Annotated in this window: 1 protein-coding gene; it reads right to left on the bottom strand. The window is 44.6% G+C overall.

Translation table 11 applies throughout. The features are described from left to right. A partial coding sequence (locus ACG9ZB_RS17380) for a MobA/MobL family protein (protein WP_419326861.1) occupies window positions 1-269 on the bottom strand: 269 nt, incomplete at both ends.

Below are 269 nucleotides of genomic sequence, written 5' to 3'. Positions count from 1 at the left end.
GCGTTTAACTTCCTGTTCTTTCTTCCAATGCTCAAAGCCTTGCTCAACACGATTGAATCCTTGTTCTAAGGTCTTTTCTTTATGCTGTTGTTTGTTTTGGAGCTGTTGGCTGTTCTGCTGTGTAATCGTGTCGTTGAAACGACTGATCTCAGTATCTATGCCTTTCCTGCGCATCTGCGTGACCTTGCTACCCTCATGGATAGTGGCTTGTAGATGATTACCTTGATATGCATAGCTGCGGTGGTCGATTCTTTCCCGATAACCTGCAT

Source organism: Acinetobacter johnsonii (genome assembly GCF_048551975.1).
GTDB lineage: Bacteria > Pseudomonadota > Gammaproteobacteria > Pseudomonadales > Moraxellaceae > Acinetobacter > Acinetobacter johnsonii_A.
Note: the sequence above shows the minus strand (reverse complement) of the source record. Positions and strands in the feature narration are given on the sequence as shown.